Below are 26,196 nucleotides of genomic sequence, written 5' to 3'. Positions count from 1 at the left end.
TGTTCTTGTCGCTCACTGCTGGTCCCAGGAGCGGAACGCCCGAAGGTGCTCGGGCGTGACGACGACGTCCAGCCGCGCGTCGTCCGGGTCGCCGCCGCCGAGTGCGGCGAGCAGCCGGCGGGCGGGCACGTTGCGCGGGGTGCGCTCGGCCGTGAGCCGGACCTTGGTGCAGCCCAGTTCCCCGGCCCGGTCGGCGAGCCAGGCGAGCAGCCGTTCCTCGACCCCCCGGCCGAGCGCGCGGCAGCTCATCGCCCAGGCGAGGACGTCGAGCCGGTCGCCGTCGGCGGCGACCGCGAGCAGCGCGATCTGGCCGTAGTCGCCGAACCGGTCCCGGGCCGCCGCCGTCCACACCTCGCCCCGCTCGCGCCACCGGGTGAGGTCACCGCCGTCGGCGGAACGGGCGCGCAGCGTGAACTGGTTGGTGCGCCGGACGAGTTGTTCGCCGCGTTCGACGTCCGCCCCGGTCAGCTCGCGGATGTCGACCTCGAGGTCGAGCCGGGCCAGGAAGTCCTCGAACCCGGCGCCCGCCCGGACGGCGTCCCTGGCGCGCTCCGCCTCGTAGAACCCGGCCCTGAGGGCGTCCTCGGCCGTGGCCGCGGCCGGGACCAGGGGCCACAACCGGTCGAGGAACGAGCCGAGTTCAGCGGTGGGCGGGCAGGTCACCGACAGCACCTGCGGGAGCGCCGCCCGCATCCTGGCGATCTCGGCCGGGTTGTCGTCCAGGAACAGGAAGCTGTCCAGGCCGAGGTTGAGGGTGCGGGCGGCCTCGTCGAGACGGGCGGGCTTGGGTCCCCAGGCGGCCGAGATCACGCTGAAGTGCTCGGCCTTCAGCGTGCCGTCGGGCCGGTCGAGGACCGCGCGGACGGTGGCCTCGTCGTTGTTGCTGACCAGGACCAGCAGCGCGCCCGCCGCCCGCCATGCCAGCAGCCTGCGGGCCAGCAGCGCGCGCGGGCCGGTGAGGTCCACCGCGTCGGGGCCGCTCTCGCCCGCCACACCGCCCCACAGGGTCTCGTCGCCGTCGACGGCGATCACCTTGGGCGCGGGCCGCCGTACGGCCCGCACCACCTCCGCGAGCCGCAGCGCGACCGCGGCCTGGAACTCGGGCGTGAAGGGCAGATGGGCGAGCCGCTCGGTGCGCTCGTCGAAGGGCCGCGCGACCGTGTGGTGGCGGGTCCACTCGTCGGGGCCGAGCACCGCGATCCCCGGCAGCCCGGCCAGGTCGGCGGCGATGCCGCGCTCCCAGCCGAGGAGCCGCTCCGTGGTGCCGGCGCCGGGCAGGATGCCCACGACGAGGGGCTTGCGGGTGCGCTCGGCGAGGGACTTCAGGGCGGCCGGGTAGGCGGCGCGCAGTTCGGCGAGGAGGGTGTCGTCGACCGGTCCGAAGCGTTCCAGGTCGGCGGCGCGCAGCAGGACTACGGCCACCGCGGTGGCCGGGTCGGCGAGGACGCCCGACGGGTCCTGGAGGGCGGCCAGCACCTGGTGGTAGGGCGCTTCGGCGGTGCTCGCCCGCTCGTCCTCCAGGGCCGCCTCGCACATCAGCGGCAGGTGGCCGAGGGCGAAGGTGGCGGCCAGGGCGAGGCGCGGTCCCTCGGCAGGCGGCTCGGGCCGCCGTTCGCGCACCCGTTCGGCCGCGTCCTCGGTGGTCCGGTCGAGCAGCCGCAGGAAGTCCTCGCCAAGGCGGGCCGCGGTGTCCGCGTCCAGGATGTCGAGGTTGTGGTCGAGCCGGACGGTGCCCGTGTCCGGGGTCATGGTGACCATCAGGTCCAGGTCGGTGTGCCCGACGCCGGCCGGCAGCACTTCGAGGTTCTTCAACTCACCGGAGAACCGTACGTAGTTGAAGTAGACCTCGACGAGCGGCGCGTTGGCCCGGTGCAGGCCCTGCCGGGCGAGGGTGGCGAGCACGTCGGAGAACATGGCGCCCTTCGCCAGGATCTGCCGCAGCCGGCGGTCGGTGCGCAGCAGCACGTCCGCGACCCGCTCGCCCGCCTCCGCCTGCGCGGGGAACGGCACGGGGACGCCGAAGAAGCCCACGGCGCCGAAGGCGTCGGCGTGGATACGAGTGTCCACCGGCACCGCGAGCACGAACCGCTCGCGTTCCCGCGTCCGGGCCAACAGCACGGTCAGGGTGCCGAGGCAGAAGGCGGCCGGGGTGACGCCCAAGGCGCTCGCGGCGTCCGCGACGCGCCGCGTGAGCCCGTCGGGGACGGTCACGGTGACGCTGCCGGACCGGTAGGAGCGGGTGTCCGGGCGGGGACGCGCGAGGGTCAGGTCGAGCCGTTCGCTGCCCCGGAAGGCGTCGCGCCACTCCTCGCCGGGGCCCTCCCCGCCGTCCTGCTGGGCCTCGATCAGCAGGTCCACGTCCCGGTTGGTGACGGCGCCGTCCAGCGGCGTGCCGGACAGTTCGGTGTCGATCTCCGCGGCCACCAGCAGCAGGGACTGCAGGTCGCTGACCGCGTGGTGGGCGCCGAACACCAGCACCTGGCCCCGCGGGCCGCCGTCGGCCAGTTCGAACCGCCACAGCGGCGGCGCCGCCAGGTCGAACGGCGGCTCCAGCAGCAGCCGCAGCCGCTCGGCGGGGTCGATGTCCGTGCCGTCGGTCCAGCGCAGCGGCGGCGCGGGCAGCTCCCGGTCCACCCGGAGTTGCCGTCCGCCCTCGGCGCCGGTCACGACGGCCGTGCGCAGGGCGGCGTGCCGGGCGACGAGCCGGTCCAGGATGCCGGTGAGCTCCTCCCGGGTGACCGGGGTGGTGAGCCGTACGGCGAGGCCGACGCCGTGGGCCGCGTGCGGCATGTCCGGCTGGGCGCTGCGCAGGAGGCGTACGACGTCCCGCGTGGCGGGCCGCAGTTCGGTCTCCGGCACCTCACGGGCCGGTGCTTCCCGGCCGGCTTCGGCCGGTGCCGTGCGCTCGGGCAGCCCTTCGGCGAGTGCGCGGGCGAGGCCGCGGATGTCGGCGGCGGCGAACACGTCGGCGGCCGGGAGTTCGACGCCCAGTTCGCGGGCGAAGGCGTTGCGCAGCCGGACGAGCATGAGGGAGTCCAGGCCGAGTTCCTTCAGGGCGGTGGTGGCGAACACGTCCACGGCGCCGCCGGAGACCTCGCCGACCCGCGCACGTACGTAGGTTTCGAGCCACTCGGCGCGTTCCTGCCCGGTGGTGGCCGCGAGCACCCGCCGCACGAGGTCGTCGCCGTCCGCGCCGGAGACCGGGACGGTCACCAGGTCGGCGAGCAGGGGACGGCCGCGCGCGACGTCCGGATCGAGGGCGAGCAGCTCCATGTCGAGTGCCATCGGGGCGAGTTGGCGGCGGCCGGTGGCCAGTACCCGGTCGAACAGCTCGCCGCCGTCCTGCGGGGAGAGGGCGACCAGGCCCGAGCGGCCGGTCTCGGCGGCGCGGGCGCCGGAACCGGCGACCATGCCGACTCCGGCCCAGGCGCCCCAGTCCAGGCTGAGCGCCCGCCGGCCGGTGCGGGAGAGGTGGTGCGCCCAGGCGTCGAGGAAGGCGTTGGCCGCCGAGTACGGGCTCTGTCCCGCCGAGCCGAGCAGACCCGCCGCCGAGGCGAACAGCACCAGGTCGTCCGCTTCGGGGACCAGTTCGGTGAGGAGGGCGGTGCCGAGCACCTTCGGCGCGAGGACGCGCAGGACGCGTTCCTCGGTGAGGTTGGCGAGGGTGGCGTCGTCCAGGACGCCGGCCGTGTGCACCACGGTGGTGATGGGTCCGGCGTCGCGGCGTACGGCGTCCAGGGCGGCCGTGAGCCCGTCGCGGTCGGCGACGTCGGCGCGGGCGAGGTGCACGCGCACGCCACGCTGTCCGAGGCTGTCGAGCCAGGCGCCGGCGGCCGCGTCCGGGGCCCCGCGGCCGAGCAGGGCGATCCGCCGGGCGCCCCGTCGGACCAGCCGTTCGGCGACGACCCGGCCGAGCCCGCCGAGGCCGCCGGTGATCAGGTGCACGCCGTCCGGCCGCTCGGGGCGGCCGCCGTCGTCGGGGCGGGTGCGGGCCAGCCGCGGGACGAGCCGGCCGGTGTCGCGCAGCGCGACGAGGCGTTCGTCGTCGGCGTGCCACAGCTGCGTCCACAGCCGGTCGGTGCCGCCCTCGGCGGGCAGGTCGATCAGGGTGGTGGCGAGTTCCGGGTGCTCCTGGGCCGCGGCGAGGGCGAAGCCCCAGGCGAGGGCCTGCTCCGGATGGGCGACGGCGGTGCTGTCGCCGGCGGCCTGGCTGCCGCGTACGACGACGAACAGGCGCGGCGCCCCGCCCCGCGGCCGGCCGGGTCCGGTGAGGGCCCGGACCAGGTGGAGGGTGGTGAGGCAGCACAGCCGGGCCGCTTCCCGCGCGCTTCGGCCGTCCGCGACCGGCGGGGCGTCGAGCGCGGAGAGCTGGACGATCCGCTCGGGCGGCGTGCCCGCGAAGGCCTCGTCCAGCAGGCGGGCGAGCTGAGCGGGGTCGGCCGGGTCGAGGACGTGGCGGCCGGGGGCCTCGACGGCGTACTCGGCGCCCCGGCGGGCGACGGCGTACGGCACCAGGCCGTCCAGCCGAGAGGCGAGTTCGTCCGCCGTGCCGGTCTCGTCGGCGAGGATCAGCCAGCCGCCCTCGCCGGGCGGTTCCTGTGCCTCGGGGCGCGGCTGCCAGTGGGTCTCGAAGAGCGCGCCGTCCAGCGGGGACAGCGCGGCGAGCCGGAAGTCGTCGACGGACAGCACGAGGTGGCCGTCCTCGTCCCACAGGCGCAGGTCCAGTGCGGCCGTGTCGCCGTCCACCGAGCGCAGGTCGCAGCTCACCCAGGCGGGTGCGGTGCGCGTGCCGCCGTGGCGCACACGGCCGGCGCCGGCGGGGACGAAGGCCCGGCCGGCGGGCGCGGCGGCGGGCAGGGCCGCGCTGTGGAAGGAGGCGTCCAGGGTGGCGGGGTGCAGCAGGTGGCCGGCGGCGGGCCGGGCGGCCAGCCGGGCGAGGGCTGTCGTGCCGCCGTCCCGGCGGCCCTCCTCCAGGCCCCGGAAGGCGGGCCCGTACTCGATGCCGAGGGCGGCGAGGCCCGCGTAGACGGCGCTCACGTCGACCGGCTCGGTGCACCGCTCGCGCAGCGCGGCGAGCCCGGGTCCGGCGGCCGCGCCGGATTCCGGGGCGGGGCTCAGGACGATGCGGCCGGTGACGTGTCGCTCCCACCGCGGACGGCCGGCGGGGGCGGAGGCGACCGTGAAGTCGCGGTGGCCGTCCTCGGCCGGGCGGAGCACCAGCTGCAGGCGTACGGGCCGCTCGGCGTCCAGCCGCAGCGGCCGGACGAACCGGACGTCGGCCAGCTCCACCCCGTCGGCGTCCGGCGCCAGGGCGGTGGCGGCCTCCAGCACCATGTCGAGGAGGGCGGCGCCCGGCAGCCACAGCTCGCCGGTGACGCGGTGGTCGGTCAGGTAGGCGAACCGGCCGTCGTTCAGGTCGATCTCGGTCTGGAAGAGGTCACGGCCGGGCTCGTCGCTGGCCTGGACGTGGGTGCCGAGCAGCGGTGACCCCGCGGTGCCGCCCGACTGGACCGGGGCGAGCCAGTGGCGTTCCCGGGCGAAGGCGTAGGTGGGCAGGTCGGCGCGGGGGCCGCGCGGGTACAGCGCGGTCCAGTCGGGCGTGTACCCGGCCGTGTACAACTCCCCCAGCCTGCCGAGGAGTACGTCGTGCCCGTCGCGGCCCCGGCGCAGCGAGCCGACGCCGGCCGCGTCGACGCCCGCTTCGCCGGCGACCGCCTCGATCGCCGGGAGCAGCGAGGGATGCGGGCTGAGTTCGACGAAGTAGCGGTAGCCGTCCTCCAGCATCCTCGCGATCGTGTCCGCGAAGCGCACCGGCCGGCTCAGGTTCGCCCACCAGTAGTCGGCGTCCAGGCGGTCGCCGGGGACCGGTTCGGCGAGCACCGACGAGTAGAGGGGGGTCGGTGTGCGGGTGCCGCCGATGCCGGAGAGGCGGTCGAGGAGGTCCGCGCGCAGGGGTTCCATGAGCGGGGTGTGGGAGGCGAACGGGGTCGACAGCACCCGGTGCGGGACGCCTCGTCCGGCCAGTTCCGCGCGGAGCGCGGTGAGCGCCTCCGACTCGCCGGAGACGGCGGTGGCGGTGGGCCCGTTGACCGCCCCGACGAACAGTTTGCCGGCGTAGGGGCGCAGCAGCTCCTCGACGTCGGCGGGCGGCAGTTCCACGGCGAGCATGCCGCCGTGCCCGACCAGGGGGACCACCGCCTGGGCGCGGCCGGTGACGGCGGTCACGGCCTCGTCCAGGGTGAGGGCGCCCGCGCCGTAGGCGGCGGTGATCTCGCCGAGGCTGTGGCCCACCACCGCGTCCGGGGTGACGCCGAGTTCGCGCCATGCGGCGGCGAGGGCCGCGTTCACGGCGAACAGGACGGGCTGGAGGTACTCGGTGCGGTCGAGCGGGGAGAACTCCTCCGGTGCGCGCAGCACGTTGAGCACCGACCAGCCGGCGTGCCGTTCGACGGCGGCGTCGATCCGGGTCAGCTCCGTCCGGAAGGCCTCGGACCCGGACATCAGCCCGAGTCCCATGCCGGTCCATTGACCGCCGTGCCCGGCGAACACGAAGGCGACCTTGCCGGACTGCTCCTCGCGGGGCACGGGCACGGGCTTGCGGCCGCTGCCCAGCGCCCGGAGCGAGGAGAGCAGTTCCTCCCGGCCGTCCGCGACGACCGCCGTGCGCCATTCGAAGTGGCTGCGGTGCCGGGCCAGGGTGTGGGCGACGCCGGGGAGCGCGGTGTCCGCGGTGATGTGCCGGGCGAGGCGGGCGGCCTGTCCGCGCAGCCCGGCCTCGCTGCGCCCGGAGAGCACGAACAGCCGCTTGCCGGGCGGGACTTCCGTTACCTCGGCGGGCTGGGCGGGGGCCTCCTCGACGATGACGTGGGCGTTGGTGCCGCTGATCCCGAAGGCGCTGACACCGGCCCGCCGCGGCCGCTCCCCCGTCGTCCGCCAGTCCACCGGTTCCTGGAGCAGCCGCAGTCCGCTGCCCTCCCACTCGACGTGCCGGCTGGGCGTGCCGGCGTGCAGGGTGGGCGGCAGGGTCCGGTGCCGCATCGCCTGGACGACCTTGATGAGTCCGGCGACGCCCGAAGCGGCCTGCGCATGGCCGATGTTGGACTTCAGCGAGCCCAGGTAGAGCGGGCGGTCCCCGGTCCGGGAGCCGGCGAAGACCTCGGCGAGGGCGTTCGCCTCGATCGGGTCGCCGAGGGTGGTGCCGGTGCCGTGGGCCTCGACGTAGTCGATGTCGGCGGGGCCGAGTCCGGACTGCTCCAGCGCGCGGCGTACGACCTGCACCTGGGCCGGTCCGTTGGGCGCGGACAGGCCCTGGCTGCGGCCGTCCTGGCCCACCGCCGTGCCGCGCAGCACGGCCAGCACCTCGTCGCCGTCCCGTCGCGCGTCGCCGAGGCGCTTGAGGACGAGCATGCCCGCCCCCTCGGCCCAGACCGCGCCGTCGGCGTCGTCGGAGAAGGCGCGGCAGCGCCCGGTCGGGGACAGCCCGCGCAGCCGGCTGAACTCCACGAAGGTCTGCGGGGTCACCATCAGGGTCACTCCGCCGGCCAGCGCCAGGTCGCACTCGCCGGCGCGCAGCGCCTGGACGGCGAGATGGGTGGCGACCAGGGACGAGGAGCAGGCGGTGTCCACGGTCAGCGCCGGGCCGTGCAGGCCGAGCGCGTACGCCAGGCGTCCGGAGGCGACGCTGAGGGCCGAGCCGGTGCCGACGTAGCCGTCGAGCTGGTCGAGCCGGGAGCCGGCCAGGTAGTCGCTGCCGAACATGCCGACGTAGACGCCGGTGGTGCTGCCCGCGAGCCGGGCGGGCACGATGCCGGCCCGTTCGAGCGCCTCCCAGGCCGTCTCCAGCAGCAGCCGCTGCTGGGGATCCATGGCGGCGGCCTCCTTCGGGGTGATGCCGAAGAAGCCGGCGTCGAAGGATTCGATGTCGTCGAGGAAGCCGCCTTCGCGGGCGTAGGACTTGCCGGGGGCGTCCGGGTCGGGGTCGTACAGCGCGTCGACGTCCCAGCGTTCCGCCGGGAACGGGCCTACCGCGTCGCGGCCCTCGGCGACCAGCCGCCACAGGTCCTCCGGGTCGTCCACCGAGCCGGGGAGCCGGCAGGCCATGGCCACGACGGCGATGGGTTCGTCGCCGGCCGGACCGCTGCGGCGCGCCGGGGCCGGGGCCGTCCGCGGGGCGGTGTCGCCGAGCACGTGGGCCTGCAGGTACGCGGCCAGCCGGTCGGCGGTGGGGTGGTCGAAGAGCAGGGTGGCGGGCAGCCGGACGCCGAGCCGGGCCGCGAGGCGGTTGCGCAGTTCGACGGCGGTGACGGAGTCCATGCCGAGGTCGCGCAGCGGCCGGCCGGCGGGTACGGACTCGGCGGAGGGCAGGCCGAGCGCGCGGGCCGCCTCCTCGCGGACCAGGGCGAGGAGGCGTTCGGCCCGTTCGGGTTCGGGCAGCCCGGCCAGCCGGCCGGCCAGGGAGCCGCCCGGCGCTGCGGCGGTCCGGGGCGCGGGCAGCAGGGTGCGCCACAGCGCGGTGCCCGCGGCGTCCGTCGTGCGCAGGCGGGGCAGGTCCAGGACCCAGCCGACCAGGTGCGGGGCGCCGCCGCGCAGGGCCAGCGCCACCAGGTCGCGGCCCTGCTCCGGGGTGAGGGCACGGTGTCCGAGCCGGGCCATGCGGTCGAGGTCGGCGTGGGCGGCGGCGAGGCCCTCGCCCGCCCAGGCGCCGAAGGACAGCGACAGAGCGGGCAGGCCCGAGGCCCGCCGGTGGTGGGCGAGTTGGTCGAGGAAGGCGTTGGCGGCCGCGTAGTTGCCCTGGCCCGGGTTGCCCACGACGCCGGCGGCGGACGACACCAGCAGGAACAGGTCGAGCGGGGTGCCGGCGGTGAGCCGGTGCAGGTGGGCGGCGGCGTCGGCCTTGGGGCGCAGCACGCGCTCCAGCCGTTCGGGGGTCAGTTCGCCGATGACGCCGTCGTCGAGGACTCCGGCGCAGTGGACGACACCGCGCAGCGGGAACTCCTCCCCCACCTCGGCGAGCACGCCCGCGATCGCGGCCGGGTCGGTGACGTCGCAGGCGACGACCTCGGCCCGCGCGCCGAGCGCGGCCAGGGCGGCGACGGCGTCCCGGGCGCGCGGGTCCCCGGCGCCGGCGCGTGCCGTCAACAGCAGCCTGGGCACGCCGCGTTCGGCGAGCAGCCGGGCGATGTGGCCGCCGACGGCCCCGAGACCGCCGGTGATCAGGACGGTGCCGTCCGTGGGCGGCACGGCGGACCGGTCACGGTCCGGCTCCGAGCCGCCTCCGGCCTTCCCCGTCCGGGACCGCACCAGCCGGGGCGCCAGCAACTCCTCGTCGCGCCAGGCCAGTTCCGGTTCACCGGTGAGCGCGGCGGCCGCCCTCAGCGCGGGAAGGGGATCGGGGCCGGCGTCGTCCAGGTCGAGCAGGGTCAGTCCCAGGTCCGGGTGTTCGGCCCGCGCGCTGCGCACCAGGCCCCACAGCACCGACTGGGCGTAGGCGGGCGCCCGGTCCCCGCCGGCGGCGGCGACCGCGCCGCGGGTCACCCACACCGTGCGCGCGGGTGCGCGGTCCTCGGGGAGCGCGATGAGCCGCCGCAGTTCATCGAGGGCGCCGGTGGCCGTCTCGTGCGCGACGGCCGCCGGATCGGCGTCCGGCGCCGGCCGCGGCCAGAAGCGTACGGCGACGTCGGCACGGTCCTCGGCGCCGGGCAGGCCGTGCCGGGCGGCGGTGACGTGCGGGTCGGCGGCGTCGCCGGCCACGTCCCAGGTGAGGTCCATCGCGCCGGCGGACTCGCCGGCGGCCGTCCACGTCACCTCGTACAGATGCCGGGCGTTCTCCGAACCCGCGTCGAGGTCGGCCGCGTCGGCGGCGCGCAGGCGGACCGACTCCAGACGTCCGGCGGGGAGGCCGTCGGCGTCCCAGAGGGTGACGTCGAGGGTGAGGTCGGTACCGGTGTCACCGGTGCGCCGCACCCGCGCGGTCAGCTCGCCCGCGGCGACGGCCGGGAGGACGCAGCGGCCCACGGCGGCCGGGAGCAGGGCGCGCTGCCCCGCCGGACCGAGCGCGGCCGTCACCTGGAGGGCGGCGTCCAGCAGAGCGGGGTGCACGGGGTACGGGCCGGCGGTGTCGCGGACGCCGGCGGGCGGCGAGAGCCGGGCGAGGAGTTCCCCGTCGCCGGTGACGACCGCCGACCGCACGCCCTGGAAGGCGGGCCCGTAGCCGAGCCCGAGCCCGGCCAGCCGGTCGTAGGTCCCCTCGGACCAGGCCTCCTCGGCGGACTCCGGCCAGGCGGGCGGGGATTCCGCGGTGAGCGGGGCGGACGGCGCGGCGGAGGCGGTGGCGTTGAGGGTCCAGCCGGGGGCGTCCTGGCCGCGTGGGCGGCTGTGCACGGTGATCTCGGGCACCGGACCGGCGGTGACGACCTCGACGGAGACCTCGACCGTGCCCGAGCCGGGCAGGACGAGCGGGGCGACCAGCAGCAGGTCGGTGACGTCTGCGTCCTCGTCCGGGCGGGCCACGGCGAGCGCGGCGCGGCACAGCTCCAGCAGGGTGGTGCCGGAGACCACGGTGCGGCCGAAGACGGTGTGGTCGGGCAGCCAGTCGGCGGTGGCCGGGGACCATTCGTCGCGGAAGGTCCAGCGGGTCTCGTCGGCGGACTGGAGCTGCACGCCGAGCAACGGGTGCGCGGCGCGGTCGAACAGGGCGGGGCCGCCCGCGCCGGACTCGGGCTCGGTCCAGTGGCGCGCGAGGTCCCAGGCGTAGGTGGGCAGCTCGGCGCCGGTGCCTGCGGGGACCAGGCGGCGCCAGTCGATCCGGCGCCCGTGGACGTGGAGTTCGGCGGCGGCCCGGTCCAGGCAGCCGGGGCCGTCCTCGTCGCGGCGCAGTGAACCGACGGCCGTCAGTTCGTGTCCGGTGTCCTCGCCGAGGGTGCGCAGCGCGGTGAGCAGGGCGGGGTGGGGGCTGAGTTCGACGAAGTGGCGGTAGCCGTCGGCGAGCATGCGGTCGACGGCGGGTGCGAAGCGGACCGTCTCGCGCAGGTTGGTGTACCAGTAGTCGGCCTCCAGTTCCGCGGTGACCGGTTCGGCGGTGACCGTGGAGTACCAGGCGGTGTCCGTGGGGCAGGCGACGACGCCGTCGAGTTCGTCGAGGACCGTCGCACGGACGGGCTCGACCAGGGCGCTGTGGGAGGCGTAGTCGACGTCGAGGCGGCGGACGAACACCTGGCCCGCCTCGAGAAGCCCGAGCAGTTCCTCGAGCGGTTCGACGGCGCCCGCGACCACGGTCGCCCGGCCGCTGTTGACGGCGGCGACCGACACGCCGTCGCCGAGCAGGGGCTCCACCTCGGCGTGGGGCAGCGCCACGACGGCCATGCCGCCGGTACCGGCCAGCCCGGTCAGGGCCTGGCTGCGCAGGGCGACCACGGCGGCCGCGTCGTTGAGGCTGAGGGCGCCGGCGACGCAGGCCGCGGCCACCTCGCCCTGGCTGTGCCCGATCACGGCGTCCGGGACCACGCCCCGGGCCCGCCACACGGCGGCGAGCGACACCATCACCGCGAACAGGGCGGGCTGGACGACGTCCACGCGGTCCGGCGACGGGGCGCCCGGGTCGCCCCGCAGCACGGCCGCCACCGACCAGTCGGTGAAGGGGCGCAGGGCGGCGTCGCAGCGGTCGAGCTCGTCGGCGAACACGGGGTCCCGCTCCAGCAGATCGCGGGCCATCCCGGCCCACTGGCTGCCCTGGCCGGGGAAGACGAAGGCCAGCTTCCCGGCGGGGGCGGCCTGCGGGGGCCCGGTGACACGGTCGGGGTCGGACCGGCCGTCGGCGAGCGCGCGCAGGGCCTCCAGGAGCCCCGGGCGGTCGGATGCGTGGAGCACGGCGCGGTGCTCGAAGTGGGTGCGGTGGTGCGCGAGGGTCGCGGCGACCGATGCCAGCGGCAGCCCGGGCCGGCCCTCCAGCGCCTCCAGCAGCCGCACGGCCTGCCCCCGCAGGGACGGCAGGCTCCGGGCGGAGAGGGGGAAGAGGACGGGTCCGGGCAGCTCGGCGGGGGCGGCCGCGGCCGGGGCGGGGTCCGCCGGGGTGGCGGTAGCGGTCGGGGCGATGTCCGCCGGAGCGGCGGTGTGGACCCGGGCGGGGTCCGCCGGGGCGGCGAGGCCGGCCGGGTCGGCGTCCGCCGGAGTGACGCTGGCAGCCGGGGCTATGTCCGCTGGGGTGGCGGTAGCGGTCGGGGCGATGCCTCCCGAAGTTGCGGTGCCGGTCGGGGCGGCGTCCGCCGGAGTGGCGGTGCCGGTCGGGGCGGCGTCCGCCAAAGTGACGCTGGCAGCCGAGGCGGCGTCCCCCGCCGTGGCAGCGGCAGCCGGGGCGATCTCCGCCGAGGTGGCGACAGAGGTGGGGGCGATGCCTCCCGAAGTTGCGGTGCCGGTCGGGGCGGCGTCCGCCGCGGTAGTGAGGCCGGCCGGGGCGGCGTCCGCCGGAGCGGTGGTGGCGGCCGGGGCGACGTCCGTCGGAGCGGTGGTGGCGGCCGGGGTGGGGGGCGCCTCCTCGATGATCACGTGGGCGTTGGTGCCGCTGATGCCGAAGGCGCTGACCCCCGCCCGGCGTACCCGGTCCGCGCCGCGCGGCCAGGCGAGCCCCTCGGACGGCACCCGCAGCCCGGTGCCGGACCAGTCGATGTGGTCGGTGGGGCGCTCGGCGTGCAGGGAGGCCGGTATGCGCTCGTGCTCCAGCGCGAGGACGGTCTTGATGACGCCGCCGATGCCCGCGGCCGCCTGGGTGTGGCCGATGTTCGACTTCAGGGAGCCGATGACCAGCGGCCTGTCGGCCGGGCGGTCCGGGCCGAACACGTCGGCCAGCGCCCTGAGTTCGATGGGGTCGCCGAGCCGGGTGCCGGTGCCGTGCGCCTCGACGTGGTCCAGGTCCTGCGGGCCGAGCCCTGCTGCGTGCAGGGCGGCCCGCAGCACCCGTTCCTGCGCCGGTCCGTTGGGCGCGGACAGGCCCTGGCTGCGGCCGTCCTGGTTGATCGCCGAGCCCCTGACGACGGCCAGGATCCGGTCGCCGTCCCGGCGCGCGTCGGCGAGCCGCTTGAGCAGCACGAGACCGCAGCCCTCGGCCCACACCACCCCGTCCGCGTCGGCGGAGAACGGACTGCACCGCCCGGACGGGGACAGCCCGCGCAGTCGGCTGAACTCCACGTGTCCGCGCGGGGTGACCAGCAGGGTGGCGCCGCCGGCCAGGGCGAGGTCGCACTCCCCGCCCGCCAGCGCGCGGGCCGCCAGGTGCAGGGCGACCAGCGAGGACGAGCAGGCGGTGTCCACGGTCACCGCGGGCCCCTGCAGGCCGAGGGTGTAGGCGATGCGCCCGGAGGCCACGCTGGCCGCCGAGCCGGTGCCGACGTGCCCGTCGAGCTGGCCCAGCGAGGCGGCGGCGAGATAGCCGCTGTCGTACAGACCGAGGTAGACGCCGGTGGCGCTGCCGTTCAGGGACTCAGGGAGGATGCCGGCGCGTTCGAACGTCTCCCACGAGGTCTGCAGGAGCAGCCGCTGCTGGGGGTCCATGGCGGCGGCCTCGCGCGGTGAGATGCCGAAGAAGGCCGCGTCGAAGCGGTCGATGCCGCCGTCGAGGAAGCCGCCGCGCAGGGTGTAGGCCTTGCCGGCGGCCTCCGGGTCGGGGTCGTACAGCCCGCTGGTGTCCCAACGGCCGGGCGGGACCTCGCCGATGGCGTCCCGTCCGGCGTCCAGCAGCCGCCACAGGGCCTCGGGGTGATCCGCGCCGCCGGGGAAGCGGCAGGCCATGGAGATGATCGCCACGTCGTCACCGGTGCCGGAGCTGCCATGCTCGACGCCCTCGGTGACGGCGCCCGCGGTGGCCGGCGTGGACGGGGCGAAGACCGCCTCGGCGACGGCGTCGATCGTGGGGTGGTTGAAGACGAGGGACGGCTCCAGGGAGCGCCCGGTCAGGGTGCCGAGTTCGGCGGCCAGGGTGACCAGCTGCCGTGAGCCGAGGCCGAGTTCGGCGAGTGGACGGCGCGGGTCGAGGTGGGCCGGGTCGGTCCCGGCGGCCTCGGCGACGGCCGTCATCAGCCAGGCCCGGACGCCCTCGGAGGTCGTCAGGGACGGCTCGGGGGTCTGCTTCGGGGACTCGTTCGCAGGCATCTGGGCAGCTGTCCTCGTGAACTCGGGCTCAGGCGGGGCTCCGTACCGGACTTCGGGTGCGCGGTACGGCGAAGTACTTTCGGGTGCGCGGTGCGGCGAAGTGGGGGCTCACGCCCCGCACCGGGCCGTGCGGCGGCGCCGGGGCGTGCCGGGCCGCCGGCGCCGGTCCGGGCGCCGGCGGCGGGCGGTGTCACACGGCGGGCTCGGTCACCACGGCGAGCGTGCCCCGGGAGTACGCGTCCCGGGTGGCGCGGCGCTGGATCTTCCCGCTGGACGTCTTGGGGATGGTGCCCGGCCGGACCAGCACCACGTCGCGCAGCGACAGGCCGTGCGCGTCGCCGACGGCGGCCCGGATCACGTCGGTGATCTTCTCCGCCTCGCCGGCGTTCTCCGGGGCGATCTCGGCGACGATCACCGGCCGTTCGCCGTCCGCCCCGGCGTCCACGGAGAACGCGGCGGTGCAGCCGGGGCGCAGCGCCGGGTGGGTGAGTTCGGCGGTCAGCTCCAGGTCCTGGGGGTAGTGGTTGCGGCCGTCGATGACGATGAGGTCCTTCAGCCGGCCGGTGACGAACAGTTCGCCGTCCCGCAGGAGGCCCAGGTCGCCCGTGCGCAGGAACCGGCCTTCGCGGCCGGTGATCTCGGCCCGGAACGTCTGGCGGGTGGCGAGCGTGTTGCGCCAGTAGCCCTTGGCGACACTGGCTCCGCCGACCCAGATCTCGCCGACCTCGCCCTCGGGCAGCTCGTGCCCGCTCTCCGGGTGGACGACGGCCACGGTGACTCCCGGACCGGGCCGGCCGCAGGCGACGGCGGCCGCGTCGGCCTCCCCCGCGTTCGGGGACCCGTCGTCCGCGGCGAGCAGGGTCGGCGGGGTGCCCACGGTGCCGCCGGTGACCATCAGGGTGGCCTCGGCCAGGCCGTAGCAGGGGTACAGGGCCTCGCGGCGGAAGCCGGCCGCGCCGAAGGTGTCGGCGAACCGGCGCAGGGTGGCCGCGCGCACCGGTTCGGCGCCGTTGAAGGCGACCTTCCACGAGCTGAGGTCCAGGCTGTCGAGGAGCTCGGGGGACGCGTGCTTCAGGGCGAGTTCGTAGGCGAAGTTGGGGCCGCCGCTGGTGTGCGGGCGGTAGCGGCTGACGGCGGTGAGCCAGCGGGCCGGCTGCTGCAGGAAGTGCAGGGGCGAGAAGAGGGTGGCGGTGGCGCCCAGGTAGAGCGTGTTCAGCACCGGCGCGATGAGGCCCATGTCGTGGTAGACCGGCAGCCAGCTGACGTACAGCTCGTGGTCGTGCTCGGCCAGCGCCTCGGGCGTGTGGCTCATGCGCTCGGTGATGACCGCCTCGTTGTCCAGCAGATTGCCGTGGGTGACGGCGACCCCGCGGGGCGCGGAGGTGGAGCCGGACGTGTACTGGAGGAACGCGACGGTGTCCGGGGTGAGTTCGGGTTCGCGCCAGCCGGCCGCGGCCTCGTCGGGGATGTCCTCGGTGGCGACGCGGTCGATCCGGTCGAGCTCGGGCAGATGCTCGGCCATGCCGTCGAGCGCGGCGAGCACGCCGCGGTCCGCCAGCACCACCTTGGCGTCCGCGTCCGCCATCAGGCGCTTCATCCGGGTCAGCGCCCGGTGGTTCTGGGCGCGGCCCTGCGGAGGCACGCCCGGTACGGCGATCACCCCGGCCGCGAGGCAGCCCAGGTAGGCGCAGATGAACTCCAGGCCGGTCGGGTACAGCAGCATGGCCCGTGAGCCGGCCAGCCCGCGGTCCTGGAGCCAGGCGGCGACGGCACGGGTGCGCACGGCCAGCCGCTGGTAGGTGAGTTCCTGGATCTGCCCGTCGCAGTCACCGGTGACGAGGTGACGGTACGCGGTGCGCTCGGGGTGTTCAGAGGCGTGCGTGGCCAGTAATCCGACCAGGGATCGTGCCATGGGACGAGTCTCACCTGTCTGAATCGATGGCGAGGAGACGGCAGTTGTGGGCGCGACGGAACGCGCACACCCCGAAGCCCGTAGCGGCCCGGCCTCGTTGCCGGGTCGTCAAGCTCGACCCTCCGCTCGAAGCGCCGTGGTCCGACGGCTCCTCGCGGTCCCCCCGCAGCAGTTGCTACCGACGAGTTGCACCATAGCAAGCCTGTTCGGCCCGAATGCCGACTGCGCGTAAACGCTTCGTATCAAGCACGCCGGCCGGAAGCGCGTCGATGACGACGGCGTGAACGGGCCCGACCGGACGGCCGTCCCCCGCCGCGGCGGCGGCCGTGCGAGGCCCCCGCCGCCGCCTCCGGGCCGTACACAGGGCCCCTCGCGGTACGCGTCCGGAACACCACACAGCGCGACCCGGTGTCGCCCTTTCGGCCCAAGTGCCGGATATGTGAAACCGCCCTATCGTTCTGTCATGGAGCACGCACTGAGTCCCGCGACCCTCGCCGAACTGCGGCGCCCGCGTCCCTACCCGGCGGTGTCCGTCCTGACGCCGACACACCGCCGAGAACCCGAGAACGGGCAGGACCCCGTCCGGCTGCGCAACGTGGTCGCCGAAGCCAAGAAGCGGCTGGAATCCGACCCCTCGGTCACCCGGGAGCGGCGCGCCGAGGTGGTGACCCAGCTCGACCGTGCGCTGGCGGAGGTGGATCTGGCGCACGCCGAGGACGGTCTGGTGATCTTCGCCGCCCCGGGAGAGCACCAGGTCTGGTCCCTGTCCCGCACCGTCCCCGAGCGGGTGGTGCTCTCGGACACCTTCCTGACCCGCAACCTGGTCTCCGCGCAGGTCGCCGAGCGCCCCTTCTGGGCCATGTCGGTCTCCGCCGACCGCGTCACGCTGTGGAGCGGCGGCGAGGAGCGGGTGACCGAGGACCACGCGGGCGGCTTCCCGCTGATCCGCAGACAGGAGAACTTCGACGCCGAGCGCGAGATGCGCCGCGGCGACCTGCCGAGCACCTTCACCGACGAGGGCACGCGGCGGTTCCTGCGCGAGGCGGACACCGCGATGAGCGCGGTCCTGCGCGACCAGCCCCGCCGGCTGTACATCACCGGCGAGGACGCGGCGCTGTCGCTGATGGAGGAGGTCGGCCACATCGCGGCGGACGCCGTCCACGTCCGGCACGGCGGCCTCGCGCACGCCGGTCCCGAGGCGGTCTGGCAGGCGCTGCAGCCCGTGCTGCGGGAGGAGGACTTCAAGGGCACCGACCTGATCGTCGGGGAACTGGTCTCCGCGCGGGGCCGGCGGAACTTCGCGGCCGGCGTGGACGAGCTGTGGCAGAACGCCCGGGAGGGCCGGGTGCGGCTGCTCGCCGTGGAGGAGAACTACCGCACGACCGTCCGCGACGACGGCGACCACCTCGTCCCGGCCGAGCCCGGCGACCTGGACGCCCGGGACGACATCGTCGACGAGATCGTCGAGCAGTGCCTGGAGACCGGCGCCGACGTGCGCTTCGTGCCCGACGGCGCGCTGGGCGACGCGGGCGGGATCGCGGGGGTGCTGCGGTACTGAGGTGTCCGGTGGGGTACTGAGGCGCCCGCCGCGGTGCCGAGGCGCCCCACGGACGGCGCTTGCCCGGCGGCGTACGCTTCGGCGTGATCGTCGTCGGGAGGGAGCGCGCGCATGGGTGACCTGCTGGGTGTGGCCGTACTGGGTGCCGGACACATGGGAGCCGACCACATACGGCGCCTGGACCGAATGGTCAGTGGCGCCAGGGTGGCCGCCGTCGCCGATCCCGAGCCCGAGCGGGCGAAGGAGGCGGTCGCCGGCATCGACGGCGTCACCGTGCACACGGATCCGGTGGCCGCGCTGGACGCGCCCGGCGTCGCGGCCGTACTGATCGCCTCCCCCGGGCCCGCGCACGAGGAGGCGCTGCTCGCGGCCTTCCGCCGGGGTCTGCCGGTGCTGTGCGAGAAGCCCATGGTGCCGGACCCGGCGGGTGCGCTGCGGGTGGTCGAGGCCGAGGCCCGGCTCGGCCGCCGGCTGGCGCAGATCGGCTTCATGCGCCGCTACGACGCCGAGTACGGCCGGCTGAAGGCGCTCCTCGACGGCGGCGCCCTGGGGCGTCCGCTGATGCTGCACTGCACGCACCGCAACGTGTCCTCGCCCGGTCACTTCACCAGCGACATGCTGATCAACAGCTCCGTGTCGCACGAGATCGACGCGGCCCGCTGGCTGCTCGGGCAGGAGCTGACGGCGGTGACCGTGCTGCGTCCGGCCCCCTCGGCGGGCGCGCCCGCGGGACTGGCCGATCCGCAGTTCGTGCTCCTCGAGACCGAGGGCGGCGCGCTGGTCGACGTGGAGGTCTTCGTCAACTGCGGCTTCGGCTACCAGGTGCGCTGCGAGGCCGTGTGCGAGGCGGGCAGCGCCCGGATCGGCGACGAGCACTCGATGGTCGTCACCACCCGGGGCGGCGCGGGCGAGGAGGTGGCGCAGGACTACCTGGTCCGGTTCGCCGACGCCTACGACCGCGAGGTGCGGGCGTGGGTGGACGCCTGCCGGCGCGGCGAGGTCACCGGCCCGGACGTCTGGGACGGCTACGCGGCCTCCGCCGTCGCCGAGGCCGGGGTCCGGGCGCTGGAGACCGGCGGCCGGACGGCCGTCGAACTCGCCCCGCGCCCGGCCCTGTACGCCGGCGCCGGCCGCTGACCCGGCGCTCAGACCCCGTCGAACAGGCTGCTCAGCCCCCGTTCCACGACCGCCGCCACGTCCTCCTGTCCGGCCGGCACCAGGGCGTGGCTGTTCAGCAGGAAGCGGCGCAGCGCCGAGGTCGGGAACTGCAGCAGGGCCAGGCCGCACGGCGAGTGGAACTCCAGGACCGTCCGGGTGCGGCCGTACGGCCATATCCGCACGTCGCCGTGGCCCGCCGGGGCCCGCAGGCCCTGGTCCAGCAGCGAGCGGGCGAAGGTCCAGGTGACCTCGTCGCCCACCAGGGTGGCCTCGGGCGGGAAGTCCACGAAGACGGCCAGGGGATCGTCCGCCGTGTAGCGCAGGGTCGCCGACACCGGCAGTTCCCGGTCCTCGGCGGTGATGAGACGGGCGGTGGCGGACTGTTCGACAATGAGCTCCATGCAATTAAGGAGTCCGCCAAGGCGTTTCACAGGACGTCAATTCCGGACAGAATTGATGCGCGTCGAACAGCGCGCACGGCGATGGAACACCAGAGCGTCGAACACCCGGATGAGCGCGACCCGACGACGCGCCGCCATGGCACAAGTCCCGTAGTCCGCCTACGACTTGATTCCCCGTCCGCGTACGTCGAGCGTATCTTCGGAACACTCCGGGAAGACTCTGGCATATGCCGGAAGCACCACCGTATCGTGTGTTGCCAAATCCCTTACAGGGCGTCGCGGGCTGTGCAACAGTCATAACGGTCCCTCCGTCCTTCTTGGCCGTACCGTCCCCTCCCCATCGGAGTGCGTCATGCCGTCCCCAGTCTCCGCGGACCGCTCAGCCGCCCAGCCGCCAGGGCGCGGCTCGGTCGAGGCGTTGATAACGCAGACGCGGCGGCTCAAAGGCGACATGGCCGCGGTGCGGCGGGACACGCGGAACGACGGATCGGACCCCGAGGAGCGCTGGCAGCGGGCCCTGTACGACCTCGCGCTGCACCAACTGGACGATCTGGACGCCCACTTGGCCCAGCTCCGGGACGGCCCGGTGCCCGCCGAGGCCGAACCGGCCGAGGCCCCGGCGGTCCGGCCGGCGCCCGCCGGCCCCAGCCGCGGCTCCCTGCTCAGCCGGGTCGGCAGCGCGGAGTGGAACTTCCTGACGGACGAGGCGAGCTGGTCCGGGGAGCTGTACGAGATCCTGGGCCGCGACCCGGCCGCCCCCGCGCTCACCCTGGACGAGCTGCCCTCCCTGGTCCTGGACGAGGACCGGCCGAAACTGACCGCGATGGTGACCGACTGCCTGGTGGACGCGCGGCCCATCGACGGCGAGTTCCGCGTCGTACGGCCGGACGGCTCGGCGCGGACGGTGCACATGATGGGCGAGCCCGTGCTCGGCCCCGACGGCGGCACCACCTCGATGTGGGCCGTGCTGCGGGACGTCAGCGAGTTGCGCCGGCACCGGCGGACGGTGCGCGACAGCCACGACTCGCTTCAGCACCACCGCAGGCGGGCACAGACCGAGCACCGGCTCGTGGCCGAGCTGCAGGAGGCCGTGCTGCCGCCCTGGCGCGGTTCGCTGCGGCTGCCGCACCAGGGGCCGCGCACCCTCGACCTGGCCGCCCACTACCTCCCCGCCACGGCCGGCCCCCGGATCGGCGGCGACTGGTACGACGCGCTGGAGCTGGCCGACGGCGCCACCCTGCTCAGCGTCGGCGACCTCACCGGGCACGGCGTCGCCGTCACCTCCGGCATGGCGATGCTGCTCGGCGCGGTCCGCGGCATGGCCATGGCCGGAACCCGGCCCGGCGAACTGCTGACCATGCTCAACCAGTTACTGGACGCCACCGTGCAACCCGCCCTCGGCAGCGCCGTCTGCTGCCGCTACCGGCCGGAGGACCGCACCCTGGTGTGGGCGCAGGCCGGACACCCCGCCCCGCTCATGTACCGCGACGGGACGGGGCGTGCGCTGAACGCTCCGGCCGGCGTCCTGCTCGGCGCCACCACGGGCGCCGACTACGGGCAGGCCGAAGTCACCCTGGAACCCGGTGATCTCGTACTGCTGCACACCGACGGACTCGTACCGGGCCACGACTCCACGAGCGCCGTGGACCGTCTGCTCGGCCTCGCTCCCCGCTTCGGCGCGGTGCGCACCGCCCAGGACTGTGTACGCACGGTCGTGGAGGAGTTCGGCGGAGCCGAGCGCGAGGACGACGCCTGCGTCCTCGTGGCCAGGGTGACCGGCTGACCGGCCGCCCCGAAGCGGCGGACCCTCGGACCGCACCGACTCGCGCGGGGCGGAGACCCTATGCCGGTGCGCTGCCGTCGCCCCTTCCTCTGGGCTTCGGCAGGGCGAGCTCGATCTCCTCGCGCAGCTCGTGGATCTTCGGGTAGCCGGCGTACTCGGCGGTGAGCCGGTACATCTCCCGCAGCCTGTCCCACGTGCGTCGGGATGAGTTCGAGCCCATGGACATCAGGGCCAGCCGTGCGTAGCGGTCGGCCTGTTCGGGGTCGTCGGCGATGAAGCAGGCCGAGGCCATGGAGAGATGGTCGAAGATCTTCGACCGCTCCCTGCCGTCCACCCGCAGCGCCAGGGCCTTCTGCGCGTAGTGCTGGGCGTGCACGGCCGCGTCCGGGTCGAACTCGGCGAGCGTGCGGTAGGCGAGGGCCTGCATGCCGTACAGATCCTCGTCCTTGAAGGTCTGCATCCAGCCCGGCTGCTGCGCGTCCTGCCGGTCGGAGACGAACAGGTCCTCCGCCTGGCCGAGCGTGCGGCGCATCGCCTGTCCCTTGCCCATCGACGCCTGCGCCCAGGCCTCGATGGTGTGGAACATCGCCTTCGTACGGGGCTGCAGCCGCTCCCCCGCCCCCGACTGGGCGAGCTTCATCAGGTCCAGCGCGTCGTCGGGCCGGCCCAGGTGCACCATCTGGCGGGCCGCCCGGGACAGCGCCTCCCCGGCACGGGGCCGGTCGCCGCCCTCGCGGGCGGCGTGCGCGGCGATGACGAAGTACTTCTGGGCCGTGGGTTCGAGGCCGACGTCGTGCGACATCCAGCCCGCCAGCACGGCGAGGTTGGCGGCGACGCCCCACAGGCGCCGCTGGAGATGGGGTGGGTGGTGGTAGGCGAGCATGCCGCCCACCTCGTTGAGCTGGCCCACGACCGCCTTGCGCTGCAGCCCGCCGCCGCGGGCCGCGTCCCAGGCCCGGAACACCTCTACGGAGCGCTCCAGTTCCTCGATCTCCTGCGACCCGATGGGGGCGGCCTCGTAGCGGTCGTACCCAGCGGGGTCGGCGTGCAGGGGGTCGTGGACGACAGGGGCGTCGGCCTTGAGGGCAGGGTCGGTGTGCAGCCAGTCGTGCATGGCGCTGCTGAGTGTGGATCCCGCGGCGAGCGCGGCACCCGCGCCCACCAAGCCGCGTCGGTTGAGCATGAGGTCCATTCCCGTGAATTCGGTGAGGACCGCGGCGGTACGTTCGGGCGCCCACGGCACACCGTCGGGATGTTCCTCGATCCCGTCGCCCTGCCGTCTTCCCGCACGCCCGTGCCGTACCAGACCGAGGTCCTCGATGGTCACGACACGGCCGAGACGCTCGGTGAACAGGGCTGCCAGCACCCGCGGCACGGGATCGCGCGGGATCTCTCCCGTGTCGATCCAACGCCGCACCCGGGAGGTGTCGGTCGACAGCTGGGGGTGGCCCATGGCCGCCGCCTGCTTGTTGACCAGCCTCGCGAGTTCGCCCTTCGACCAGCCGGCCAGGCCGAACAGGTCCGCCAGGCGGGTGTTGGGATGTCCGCTCACGTCAAGCCCCCAGGTTCTCGGCTGACTTGACAGTAGCCCCGTGAAGGTTGCCGGGCGACTATTCGCCAGGGTTCGCCAGGGTGCGCCAGATGGTGTGCCACTGGGCATCGGGTGTCGAGTAGGAACGCGCCACCCCGCCCCGGCCGTCACCATCCGATGCGGGCCCACTCCCCAGGGTGTGCCCGGGCGGCCGGGACGGGTCGGCGCACGCACAGCGTGGATGTACAGGCAGGCACCGCAGGCACACGAAGGGATCTGTATCTCCCATGTACGCAGCATCATCCTCCGTGTCCGCTCCGCCCCGGCCGCTGCGTCCCCGCCCGGCGGGCGGCGGACCCTACCTCGACCCGGCGGCCCGGCCGACGGCCCCCGTGCTGGGCGCGGGCCGGCCGCGGCGCGTTCCCGGGCAGCCCGGCGCACAGCCGCTCAGCGGCAGACTCGACCTCTCCGGTCCGCAGGGCGCGCAGCTGCGCACCGCGCTCGCCTCGGTGCACCGGATCTGCCCGGAGTTCGCCCCGGTGCAGGTGCTGCGCCGCAGCGGACGCTCGGTCCTCCTGGTCGGGACGACGGGACGCAGCACGGCCGTGGCCAAGTGTCTGCTGGACCAGTCGCCGGCCTGGGCGGAGCGGTTCCGCCACGAAATAGCCGCATACCGCTCGTTCGTCCGGCACCGCCCGCCGGTGCGGGTGCCGAGGCTGATCGCGGCGGACCCGGACAACTGCACCCTGGTGATCGAGCGCATGCCGGGCCGGGTGGCCGCGCTCCAGCGGCACCCGGTCGAGGCCCCGCCCCGGCCGGACATCCGGGCCGCGCTCGGCGCGATCTGCCGGCTGAACGCCTGGCGGCCCCCGGCGGGCACCTTCGACGCCCCGCTGGACTACGCGGCGCGCATCGCCCGGTACCACGAGCTGGGTCTGCTGACCGACCGTGACCTGGGCGACCTGCAGAAGCTGCTGCACGGCATCGCGCACGCGGCGGGCCGTCAGGGGATGGGCCAGTTCTGCCACGGTGACGCCTTACTCTCGAACGTCCTTCTCTCACCGACGGGTCCGGTGCTGGTGGACTGGGAGCACGCGGGCTGGTACCTGCCGGGGTACGACCTGGCGACGCTCTGGCTGGTGCTCGGGGACGCGCCGGTGGCGCGGCGTCAGATCAGCCAGATCGCCCAGTCCGCGGGACCGGCCTCCCGGGACGCGTTCCTGGTGAACCTGATGCTCGTGCTGACCCGTGAGATCCGCACCTACGAGACGGCCGTGCAGCGCTCGATGCACGAGGCGGCTCCGGCGGCCCCGGGCGCGGCCCTCCCCGGCTCCGCCCCGACCGGTGAGGAACAGCGGCTGCTGCTCAGGCGGCTGCACGACGACTGCCAGCTGGCCCGCCGGGCCGTGCGCGCGGCGGTCGGCACCCGCTGACGCGGGACGAAGGTCCGCGGTGCGCCCGAAGCGGCGGCGCACCGCGGACCTTCGTGCGTACGGGCTCCGCGCGGAGCCTCTCTCCCGAGCGCGGCTCCGTCCCGCCGGGCACTCCCACTGGTGTACGCCACTGACGCTCCGCAGGCCCGTGCACCACCGCTGCGAAACTCGCCGAACCCCTCCGTGACATGGGAAATCACCCCGGCGAAGGCATCATTGACGGATCGTCGGCAAGCAGGTACCACTGACCAAGCTCGGCCCCGCACGCCCCGCCACGACCCGCCTGTCACAGGAGTCCGCATTGCGAGGATCCGCCACCGACCCCACGTCCACCCCCGGCCGGAGACATCTGCGGCGCACCGCCGTCACCCTGGCCTCCGCGGGCCTGCTGCTGCCGCTGCTCGGCGCGGGCCCGGCCCAGAGCGTCCCCGAGTCCTCCGCCGGTGAGCTGCGGAGCGCGTTCGCCACCGCGTCCGCCGAGTACCACGTGCCGCAGAGCGTCCTGCTGGCCGTCTCCTACCTCCAGTCCCGCTGGGACACCCACGCCGGGGCGCCCAGCGTGACCGGCGGCTACGGCCCCATGCACCTCACCGACGCGCGCACCGCGCTCGCCACGGCCGAGCACTTCGCCGAGGGGACCGAGGACGCCCGCGGCGACAGCGCCCGCCCGGCGCTGCGCCCCGACGTCAAGGCACCCGCGGGCTCCGCGCTGCCGGCCCGTCTCCGGACCCTGCCCCGGGCGGCAGAGCTGACCGGCCTGCCGGCGGCCGAGCTGCGCACCGACCCGGCGGCGAACATCGCCGGCGGCGCCGCGCTGCTCGCCGCCGCGCAGAAGGAGCTGGGCGAGCCGCTCGACGCCGGTCCGGCCGGCTGGTACGGCGCGGTGGCCCGCTTCTCCGGCGCCGACGACACGGCGACCGCGGCGGCGTACGCCGACGACGTCTACGACGTGCTGCGCACCGGCGAGGAACGCGTCACGGACCAGGGCCTGCGGATGGCGCTCGCCGCTCAGCCCGGACTGAAGCCGGACACCGGGCAGTTGAAGCGGACCGGGCTGCGGACCGCCCCGGCGGACGACGTCGAGTGCCCGAAGTCGGTGTCCTGCGAGTCGGTCCCGGCGCCGTACGAGGAGTTCGGCGACAACGACTACGGCAACCACGACCTGGGCGACCGCCCGGAGTCGCAGCGCATCAGGTACATCGTCATCCATGACACCGAGGGCTCCTGGGACGGCGTCATGAACCTGATCCAGGACCCCACGTACGTGTCCTGGAACTACACGATCCGCTCCACCGACGGTCTGATCGCCCAGCACGTGAAGGCGAAGGACGTCGCCTGGCACGCGGGCAACTGGGACGTCAACGCCCGGTCCGTCGGCATCGAGCACGAGGGCTTCCTGACCTCGCCGGACGCCTGGTACACGGAGGCGATGTACCGGTCGTCGGCACGCCTGGTGAAGTACCTGTCCCGCAGCTACGGCATCCCGCTGGACCGCCAGCACATCCTGGGCCACGACAACGTGCCCGGTCCGACGGCCTCCACCGTCCCCGGCATGCACACCGACCCGGGTCCGTACTGGGACTGGCGGCACTACTTCCAGCTCCTCGGCCACCCGTTCAAGCGCGCCGGCGGCAAGAACTCCGCGCTGGTGACGATCCTGCCGGACTACGCCGCCAACCAGCCCGTGTACACGGGATGCGCCACCAAGGGCGAGCCCTGCGCGGCGCACGGCTCCAGCGAGGTGCGGCTGTACTCCGACCACGACGAGAGCGCCCCGCTGATCCAGGACGTCGGTCTGGGCACGGCGCCGACCGACGGGGTCAACGACCTGTCGTCCCGGGTCTCGACCGGTCAGCGGTTCGCGGTCGCCGACCGCTGGGGCGACTGGACGGCGATCTGGTACCTCGGGCAGAAGGCCTGGTTCCACAACCCGCGCAAGCAGCCGACCGCGGTGCGCGCCGCGGGTCTCGTCGTCACCCCGAAGGACGGCGCGGCGAGCATCCCGGTGTACGGCAGGGCGTACCCGGAGAAGGAGGCCTACCCGGCGGGAGTGCCCGCGCAGCCGGTGGTGCCGCTGAAGTACACGATCCCGGCCGGGCAGAAGTACGCGGTCGGCGACCTCATGCCCGGCGAGTACTACTACGCGGTCACCTTCACCCCTGACTCGCACCGGGTGGTGGTCGGCAAGGACCTGTACTACGAGATCCAGTACGGGCACCGGGTGGCGTTCGTGCGCGCCGCGGACGTCACCGTGGCGGGGGCGGCCCGCTAGGACCGGTCC

Annotated in this window: 9 protein-coding genes; 5 read left to right on the top strand and 4 right to left on the bottom strand. The window is 75.0% G+C overall.

What is annotated here, in order from left to right; genetic code table 11:
* Positions 1–12: 12 nt before the first annotated feature.
* Positions 13–14,139, bottom strand: a complete 14,127-nt coding sequence (locus tag ACZ7JA_RS19870) for an SDR family NAD(P)-dependent oxidoreductase (RefSeq protein WP_470809486.1) — start codon at positions 14,137–14,139, stop codon at positions 13–15.
* 190 nt (positions 14,140–14,329) lie between these two features.
* A complete protein-coding gene (locus tag ACZ7JA_RS19865; RefSeq protein WP_470809484.1) occupies positions 14,330–16,051 on the bottom strand; it encodes a fatty acyl-AMP ligase in 1,722 nt (573 codons plus the stop codon).
* A gap of 463 nt (positions 16,052–16,514) precedes the next feature.
* Between ACZ7JA_RS19865 and ACZ7JA_RS19860 the strand changes: the two genes are divergently transcribed.
* A complete protein-coding gene (locus tag ACZ7JA_RS19860) occupies positions 16,515–17,609 on the top strand; it encodes a baeRF3 domain-containing protein (protein WP_470809482.1) in 1,095 nt (364 codons plus the stop codon).
* A 111-nt stretch (positions 17,610–17,720) separates the two neighbouring features.
* Complete coding sequence (locus ACZ7JA_RS19855) at positions 17,721–18,746, top strand: Gfo/Idh/MocA family protein (protein ID WP_470809480.1); 1,026 nt, start codon at positions 17,721–17,723, stop codon at positions 18,744–18,746.
* A gap of 8 nt (positions 18,747–18,754) precedes the next feature.
* On the opposite strand, the gene ACZ7JA_RS19850 is transcribed toward ACZ7JA_RS19855, so the two are convergent.
* Complete coding sequence (locus ACZ7JA_RS19850; protein WP_351661001.1) at positions 18,755–19,168, bottom strand: SsgA family sporulation/cell division regulator; 414 nt, start codon at positions 19,166–19,168, stop codon at positions 18,755–18,757.
* A 352-nt stretch (positions 19,169–19,520) separates the two neighbouring features.
* On the opposite strand from ACZ7JA_RS19850, the gene ACZ7JA_RS19845 reads away from it, so the two are divergent.
* Positions 19,521–20,951, top strand: a complete 1,431-nt coding sequence (locus tag ACZ7JA_RS19845) for a PP2C family protein-serine/threonine phosphatase (RefSeq protein WP_470809478.1) — start codon at positions 19,521–19,523, stop codon at positions 20,949–20,951.
* A gap of 58 nt (positions 20,952–21,009) precedes the next feature.
* Here the strand turns inward: ACZ7JA_RS19845 and ACZ7JA_RS19840 are convergent, their stop codons facing one another.
* A complete protein-coding gene (locus ACZ7JA_RS19840) occupies positions 21,010–22,503 on the bottom strand; it encodes a DNA-binding protein NsdB (RefSeq protein WP_351660996.1) in 1,494 nt (497 codons plus the stop codon).
* A gap of 266 nt (positions 22,504–22,769) precedes the next feature.
* Between ACZ7JA_RS19840 and ACZ7JA_RS19835 the strand changes: the two genes are divergently transcribed.
* Positions 22,770–23,915 carry an aminoglycoside phosphotransferase family protein gene (locus tag ACZ7JA_RS19835; protein ID WP_389297328.1) on the top strand — a complete coding sequence of 382 codons (1,146 nt, stop codon included), beginning with the start codon at positions 22,770–22,772 and terminating at the stop codon, positions 23,913–23,915.
* Positions 23,916–24,216: 301 nt separating this feature from the next.
* A complete protein-coding gene (locus ACZ7JA_RS19830; protein ID WP_470809475.1) occupies positions 24,217–26,187 on the top strand; it encodes an N-acetylmuramoyl-L-alanine amidase in 1,971 nt (656 codons plus the stop codon).
* Positions 26,188–26,196: the final 9 nt, after the last annotated feature.

The organism is Streptomyces sp. NPDC038135 (assembly GCF_055601245.1).
The sequence above is the reverse complement of the archived record's forward strand: the minus strand, read 5'-3'. Positions and strand labels throughout refer to the sequence as shown.